The sequence below is a fragment of the Blautia sp. ZXY-1-B12 genome (assembly GCF_056339915.1).
In genome coordinates, this window is sequence record NZ_JBWJVP010000258.1 from 1 (window position 1) to 6,935 (window position 6,935).

Consider the following 6,935-nt stretch of genomic DNA (forward strand, 5'->3'; position numbering starts at 1 on the left):
CTACTACAATATATTTATGGGTAATCCCCTTACTTCCAGTAAGGATTTATCCATCTCATTACTTAAACTGTTAGAATGTAGGATGCAATGGTATATCGACTTCATCACTTGGACCTCGCGTCCGTACTTTAAGACTGATAACCGGCTCCTCATTCACAGTGTTCGTTTTATGCAGGTTGGATCACATTAGGTGCATTCGTGTCACACACAGTAGTTTGAACAGGTAATGAGTAAAACTGGTATTTATCCATTGTAATATTTTTTAAGGAGTGATAAATTTATGAACGCAGTAGGTATCGATGTTTCAAAAGGTAAAAGTATGGTTACAATTCTGAGACCATTTGGGGAGATTGTATCCTCTCCTTTTGAGATCAAGCACACATCCAGTGATATCCATTCACTTATTAAACTTATTCATTCTATCGAAGGTGAATCCCGGGTTGTAATGGAACATACCGGCCGCTACTACGAAGCACTTGCTCACCAGCTTTCAGCAGCAGATCTCTTTGTCAGTGCTGTTAATCCCAAGTTGGTCAAAGATTTTAATAACGATTCTCTTCGCAAAATCAAGTCCGACAAAGCTGATTCTGTCAAGATTGCCCGCTACGCTCTTGACAAATGGCAAAGTCTTGAACCGTATAGTATTACAGATGAATTACGCGCTCAGCTAAAGGTCATGAATCGTCAGTTCCATTTCTATGTGAAACAAAAAACGGCTATGAAAAATAATCTTATTGGCCTCATTGACCAGACCTATCCAAATGCAAATACTTATTTCAATAGTCCCACCCGCAGTGATGGTTCCCAGAAATGGGTTGATTTTGTCTCTACATACTGGCATGTAGATTGCATTCGTAAAATGTCTCTAAACGCTTTTGTTGAACATTATCAGAACTGGTGCAAGCGCAAAAAATATGCCTTCAATAAATCAAAAGCGGAAGAAATTTACACCAAAACAAAGGAACTTGTTCCAGTATTTCCTAAGAATGAAATAACCAAACATATCATCAGACAAGCTATCGATCAGCTCAACAGTACTTCCGTTACTGTCGAAACAATACGCACTCTCATGAACGAGACTGCCTCAAAGCTTCCTGAATACTCAATTGTCATGCAGTTTAAAGGGATTGGTCCATCTCTCGGTCCACAGCTTATGGCTGAGATCGGTGATGTAACCAGATTCACGCATAAAGGAGCCCTTACTGCATTCGCCGGAGTTGATCCTGGGGTAAACGAATCTGGTTCCTATGCACAAAAAAGCGTCCCAACATCCAAACGTGGATCTTCAAATTTAAGAAAGACTCTTTTTCAAGTAATGGATGTTCTTATCAAAACCATGCCTCAGGATGATCCTGTATATCAATTCATGGACAGAAAACGCACCCAGGGTAAGCCTTACTATGTTTATATGACTGCAGGTGCTAATAAATTTCTCAGAATATACTATGGACGAGTGAAAGAATATCTTTCTGTTCTTCCTGATCCAAGCTAATTCAAAACTTTTACTTTCAGACCAGCACTGGTTGTGGTGGCCTTATTTTAATGCCTAATTTTTAACCTGTAAAGTTTTTTAACTTTCTTCAATTTTAGTATTGACTTTTTATTTGCAGGCTAAAGTAAACTTAAATGAAAAACTAAATTCCAATTCTACTTAAAAGTCTACAACTGGAATTTAGTTTTTCATTTAAGTATCACTAAAGTAACGAGAATGCGACGCGCAGTTATTCAAAAGCGTTTTTTACTAAAAATGTATCCTCTGTTTTTAGGCATTATTACTATGTATTTTCATATCCTGCGGCATCAGCGGATGGTTACGCAGGGCAAATATCGTATCTTCGTGGATTTCCTGATTATTTTAATACGAAATTCTTTAATTCATCCCTCTTTTTGACATGAAGCTTGTTAAAGATATCTGTAAGATAATGCTTCACTGTGTTTAGGGATACCCCCATGTGTTCTGCGATCTCCCGGTTGCTCCAGTCCCGGCAGGCCAGCATGGCAATGGAAAATTCCATGGTAGTCAGAGCGTCTGTCACAGGGTTGTCTGATGCAGGATTGTGAACCGCCATCCATCCACGGCTGAAGGTAATAACTGCATCCGATATTTTTCTGTACATCTCCGGATTTTCTTTGCGGATGCAGGACTCCAGAAGTCCCTGGAGAAGTCCGTGGAGTTCGATAAACGGCTCGATAAGCTCATCCTTCTCTGCCAGTTTCCAGGCAGTGAGTATGGCTTTTTCTGCTTCTGCCTGATTCTTCAGACTGATTTCACACATAGCAGTCACACAGTAAAGATATATCATCCCAACAGGATAAATTTCTTTACAGGAAAACAGTGCCGCATCACAGATTCCCAGCGCTCTGCTGTATTCACCTTTCAGATAAAGGTCATGGGAAATTACATTGGCAGCAAAAATTCTCAGTCCCTGAGGCAGACTGCTCATATATTTCTTCATATCCGGCAGTTCCTCTGTAGAGAGGTGTAAAAGAACGGTTCCCATATATCCTGCAAATACACAATATGCTGTATTTCTCTCAGAAGTGGGAGCTGCCATCTCTTTTCTCAGACATTCCCGGATGATCTCAAGGCCACGTTCGGATGCCTTCGCATTTCCCAGCGTAAGATTAGAGTACACATAGAGCATACATGCAGACAGCTTCAGTTCCAGCCGGGAACTCATAATATAAATCTCCACCAGATCACTGCATTTCTGCGCCTGCCCTGTGAAATAATAAAATTCTGCAATAGCGATCTCCCGGAAATCTCTGTCTGCAAAACTCTCTGCTGCTTTTCTTGCATTTCCTGGCTCAAATGCTGTATTTATCAGTGGTAATACTGTATTTTCCGTCATATGTCCGCTCTGCCACGTCCTTTCTCTCTGTATTTTTTTATATTACCACCTTTTTCCTGTTTTTTCTATAACACTTATAAATTCTCGCCGCAGTGCGATCCTGCCCGAAGGGTTTTGTTATGTTATAGGAACATTACGGAGTAATTTCCTATAACATAACAAATACCGGATCAGGCCTGTTTGGCTCAATCCGGTATTTGTTTATTTCACATTGAAAACTTCCATCAGGATTATTTTACAGTGATTTTCAGAGCTTTGTATATGCCATTCTGTGCATATACCCATATTGTGCAGGTTCCTTTGCCTGTTGCCCTGATAAGGCCATCCGGGGTAACGGTGGCTACTTTTGTATTGCTGCTTTCGTAGCAGAGTTTTCTGTGGCGTTCGATCTTCTTATCTTTCTTTACTTCTTTTGCTTTTATCTGTGCGGTTTTTCCCATTTTCAGGGTGATCTTTGAAACATTCCTCTTATTTCCAATCTGGGTTACGGAAACAGCTTTTGCATTTCCGTATTTACCGCCTCCGGTGACTGCATGTACAGATATGGATGTGTCTGTCACTACCTTTTTGCCATTTACCAGTCTGTAGGCTTTTACCACATATTTATAGTAAGTACCTTTTTTCAGGTCCTTCTGGGTCCATGTGCTGATATCTCCACCGGTGATAGTGGCAAGCTTCCTGTACTTGTAAGACTTTGTACCTGTATTACAGCGGTTGCCGTATATGAAATATCCATCTGCATCCTTAATGATGTTCCACTGCAATGTCACAGAAGTTTTTGTCTGTTTTACAGAACGGGCTCTTAACCTTCTGAAGCCTGTGGTCTTATTGATCGTGGGTTCATCCGGGACTTTCACTGTGATCATAATGGAAGCTGTAATTTTTCCATCCTCTGTTGTAACTGTGATCTCTGCAGTTCCATTTCCCACTGCTGTTACCTTGCCGTTTTCATCTGTAGTGGCAACTTTTTCGTTATCGGATTTCCAGATCAGTTTCTGTAAATCTGCATTTTCAGGCTCGATCTTTACTTTCAGTTCTGTGGATTCACCAATCTTTGTCAGGGTTTCTTTCTCTGCTTCTATGGTGAGCTTCTGGATTTCCACAGGGATTTTCACTGTTACGGAAACTGTCGCTGTATAACTGCCGCTTACAGATGTTGCGGTAATGGTGGCAGTTCCGTTTCCAACTGCTGTTACCTTGCCGTTTTCATCTACAGTTGCTACTTTCTCATCGCTGGATTGCCAGGTTACACGCTTATTGTCTGCATAAGACGGTGTCACCTCTGCGGTAAGTTGGGCGGTTTCATCTTTCTTTGTTAAGGTAAGAGTATCCGGAGATACCTTAATGCCTGTTACCGGGTAGCTTGGGGAATAGTAGGTGTCTTTGTAAGTCAGTACATAAATGGAGAATTTATCTGACTTAAAGGTAAGCTCGTTAGTACTGCTGTTAAAGACAGAATCTAATATATCAACAGTTGCCTGATTCGTTGCACTGTCCTTATGCAGTCTGAGAATTTTATAATCCCGGATGGTATAAGGCTGATTATTAATCATTTTATCCGGGATTTTAATCCTGATATTCATATTGATACCCGGATTTGTAATAAGTACCCTGTTCTCACCCGCAAGCTGTCTGTATAAATCTATGTCGAATAAAATCTGGTCTGCATTTTTTCCCACTGTCTTTTCTATTTCCATGTTGATTAAATTCTGCCATGCAGGATCAAGATTATTAACATGATTGATTTCAAGCCATACTTTAGCTCCTGATCCATTATCAATTCTGGTTTTATCACTTCCCGGGAAAAGTCCAAAAAGGATTGTTTCTTCATTGTCCAGAGCTGCTGCTGTGATTTCTGAGCCAAATATCTGGATATATTTATCTATTTTATCTGCATAGGGATCCGCCGGTTTTCCATCCTGTTTCGGGATGGAATCATATCTTTTCTGACCACAGCCTGGTGCTGTACAGGTTCGCTCCTGCATTCCTTCTGACCATGAAGTTGCAGGGCTTAATATCTTTCCGTCTTTTGGCCAGTTATGGTCCTCAATTGTAAAGGTGCCTTTCTCTCGTGTGACAGTATAATTCGGATTTGCACCTGCTGTTTCTGTGGCTGTAATTTCATATTTTCTGGCATCCTCACCTGATACTCTCTGCAATGTGATCCCAGATAGTGTTTCACCTTCAACGATGCCGTCTGTGGTATAAGTAAGCTGAGGTTCCTCCCCGCCGATATGCTTGTGTAAATCATCCGGTTTCACTGTTACTGCTTTTGGATTGATAACCCATGGATGGATGCTCTCTTCTTGGCTGAGGCTGTAATTGGCATTTCCGAGAGCTGTAACCTTTGCCGTGTACTTCCGGGCATTCTTTCCGGTGTTTGTGTAAGTTTCGTTAGTTTCATATGTCAGTGTAAAGGTATCACCGGGCAGGGCATTTCTCACCCTTGCAGTGACTGTCTGGTCCTTTCCATTGTAAGTCAGGTCTGAACTGCTCCAGTCAAGCTGCGCCGGGAGTGGTTTTATTTCAAATGTACCGGTTGCTGTTCCGGCATTATAATTGGCAGATTCCGGTATCTGGGCTTTTACATAATAGGTGCCTGCATTCTTTGGTACCCCGCCTTCTGTTTCTGCTCCGTTTTTAGTTGAAGTCTGTGTGCTACATGCCCCATCTGTATAGTAAGTGTACTGGACTGTCTGATTTTCCGGGTTCAGGCTCGAATCTATTGACGGTGTATTTTCTACTCCATTATATCCACCATATGTCCAACCACTGATGCTGACTTTGGAATCGGAATTCGTAGTACTTGCTTTTTTAACCTTAAAAATACAGGTATCAGAATCTCCCTCATAATTCGCTGTTTCTTCCACCACTGCCTTTAAGGTATATTCTCCGGCAGAAAGTTTTTTCAGGCCTTCTTCCGTTATACCAGCATAAGTACTGTCATCCTCATCCTTAACTTTGTATTGATAAACTACCTTACTGTCAGATGGTGCTGCCCATATCTGTATAGCTGGCTGCTCTCCATATGTGAAATCATCCAGGAAAACCGTTAGGGTAACCGGTGCCTTTTTAATTTCAAAATCAGTAGATATCTCTCCTGAGTACTGCTCTCCAGGCAGTGTAATATTTACTTTCGCTTTATATTTTCCTGGAGAGGTGGGAAGTGTTTCACTTTCCGAAAAAGTGGTCCCGTCACGGCCTGCATATATGATTGATCCTATTGTTGCCCCTATTTCTGACGGAAGACTATTAGCACATGTTACAGAATAAGAATTGCCATATTCAGCACAGTTATTGTTATCAAATCCATTAAGCTTAAGTGAAACTGTTGCCTTTGCATTGTCAAAACCTGTTCCATAATAATCACATTGTGACGTTGTGTTTGAGCAATATGCCTTAAGAGTATCGCCACTTAAACTATAGTTCCAGGCATGCTTATGAACCCACTTTGCATATAATGTTATTTCTTTATAGTTATTGGAACCTGCAACCGCCGCATTAACAGCCTGCGAAACTCCCTCTATCTTGCTTCCATTTCCATTTGCTTGAGTATACCATCCAGCAAATTTATAGCCTGCTTTAGTTGGCTCAATATTATGGTCTGTATTCCATTGTCCATCACCATTCCATACCCAATCTCTATTTGGCCCACCTGATCCACCCTGTAAACCATAATTAACTCTTATTGGGTTTTCTACCCCCTGATAATTAGCCAATATATCACCTCCAAGGTGACCGGAAACTACACAAAATAAAGTATAAATATTCGTAATATTAATTTTCCTTTCCTTAGGAATATCATTTAGCTTATTAATCCCATAATATCGTTCATCGTTTGATTCTGGATTCTTACTATGATATTGCGCATAAGGCATGATATTGTTTTGGCTCTTATATTTAATACTATATCCTTTGCTTAACTCGCCCGAAGATGCTATAATTTCCGGATCTTCCCCCACAGTCAATGTCCCATCATGATTATTTATCACATCATAAATTGTATCCGTACCTATTTTATAACTGGGACTGGTATCAATTTTCACTGTATGTTTCGTTGTAGCAGAAGTGTCCTGTGCTGCA

The 6,935-nt window shown here is 40.7% G+C and carries 3 protein-coding genes; 1 reads left to right on the top strand and 2 read right to left on the bottom strand.

Going from position 1 to position 6,935, the window contains the following annotated elements:
- The first annotated feature begins 280 nt into the window (after positions 1–280).
- Complete coding sequence (locus AC075L_RS18095; RefSeq protein ID WP_019160295.1) at positions 281–1,492, top strand: IS110 family RNA-guided transposase; 1,212 nt, start codon at positions 281–283, stop codon at positions 1,490–1,492.
- Between the two features lie 358 nt (positions 1,493–1,850).
- Here the strand turns inward: AC075L_RS18095 and AC075L_RS18100 are convergent, their stop codons facing one another.
- Positions 1,851–2,852 carry a helix-turn-helix domain-containing protein gene (locus AC075L_RS18100; protein ID WP_118408637.1) on the bottom strand — a complete coding sequence of 334 codons (1,002 nt, stop codon included), beginning with the start codon at positions 2,850–2,852 and terminating at the stop codon, positions 1,851–1,853.
- A 230-nt stretch (positions 2,853–3,082) separates the two neighbouring features.
- The coding region (locus tag AC075L_RS18105; protein ID WP_476387987.1) for an Ig-like domain-containing protein at positions 3,083–6,935 on the bottom strand (3,853 nt) is incomplete at its 5' end.